This is a genomic window from Streptomyces reniochalinae (assembly GCF_003323735.1).
Lineage (GTDB): Bacteria > Actinomycetota > Actinomycetes > Streptomycetales > Streptomycetaceae > Streptomyces > Streptomyces reniochalinae.
Genome location: NZ_QOIM01000015.1, coordinates 1 through 1,257 on the forward strand (window position 1 = coordinate 1; position 1,257 = coordinate 1,257).

At 69.2% G+C, this 1,257-nt stretch carries 1 protein-coding gene; it reads right to left on the minus strand.

Annotated features, from left to right (window positions below; translation table 11 throughout):
• A partial coding sequence (locus DQ392_RS00080; RefSeq protein WP_181856211.1) for a polyketide synthase dehydratase domain-containing protein occupies positions 1-1,210 on the minus strand: 1,210 nt, incomplete at its 3' end.
• Positions 1,211-1,257 lie beyond the last annotated feature (47 nt).

The following is a 1,257-nucleotide window of genomic DNA, read 5'->3' on the forward strand; positions in this document are numbered from 1 at the left end:
CGGTAGCCGCACCCAACACACCGGTCCCCCCGGTCACCAACACCGTGCCCCCGGCACCCAACCCCCACAGACCACTGTCAGCCGGGGACGCGGCCGTCTCCCCGGTCTTGGCCAGACGCGGCACCAGCACCCGGTCTCCGCGCAGCGCCACCTGCGACTCCCCCGCCACAACCGCAGCCCCAACCGCAGACTGGATCGAGGCCCACGACACCGGGCCCCCACCAGGCTCCGCATCCACCAACACCAACCGGCCCGGACTCTCACTCTGCGCACTACGCACCAGACCCCACACTGCGGCGTGCTGCGGATTCGGGGCGCTGGGAGGTTGTGACGTCGCCGTCGTGTGTGCACGGGCAGTGCTGGCGTCGACTGCGTTCTCCGTGATGAGAACCAGCCTGGAAGCGGCGAGCCGTTCTTCGGACAGAAAGGCCTGGAGCAGCTCCATCACTTCGAGGACGACCGCGTGTGTCTCTCCGGCCGGCTCCTCGGCCGGCTCCTCGACGGAACAGCTGCTCGGGCAGCACACCAGCACCGTCTCTGGTGCCGGCAGGCCCTCGGAGAGCGCGCTGCGAAGGGCCGTCAGGCTTTCGTGGTTCCGCAAAGTGCCCGAAGCCCGGTCTCCCGGTTCATCGGTGATCAGCTTTCCGTCCCCGAGGACGACGACGCTCCCCGCGGACGCTCCCGTTGAGGGCAGGGAATGCCCACGGGTCGGAAGAGGCTGCCACTCCAGTCGGAACAGCGCATCGCACGCCCGAGAGCCACGGGAGGAGGTGATCTTGTCTGGGTCCACGGTACGGAGTGTCAACGAGTCGATGGAGAGTACCGGCGCGCCATCAGGGTCCGTGACGGCGACCGAGACGGTGTCCTCGCCTTCGAGTGAGAGCCGTACACGGCTCGCGGAGCCCGCTGAGGCGTGAAGGGTCACCCCGGACCATCGGAACGGCAACCGCGGCATATGCCTGTGCCTGTCGGTCGAGTCATGTGCGAAGAGGGCGAGGGGGTGGAGTGCGGCGTCGAGGAGGGCGGGGTGGATGCCGTACCCGCTGGGCTCCAGGGTCTGGGGCAGTGTGACGTCGGCGTAGATGTCCTGACCGTGTCGCCAGGCCCGCTTCAGCCCTTGGAAGGCAGGCCCGTAGTCCATCCCCGCCTCCGCCAGCTCCAGCGACAGCTCCTGCACATCGACGGGCTGCGCGTCGGCAGGAAGCCGCACCGGGGCCGGTGGAGTGTCCGCCTCCGAGGCGGTGGTCAAGACCGCCC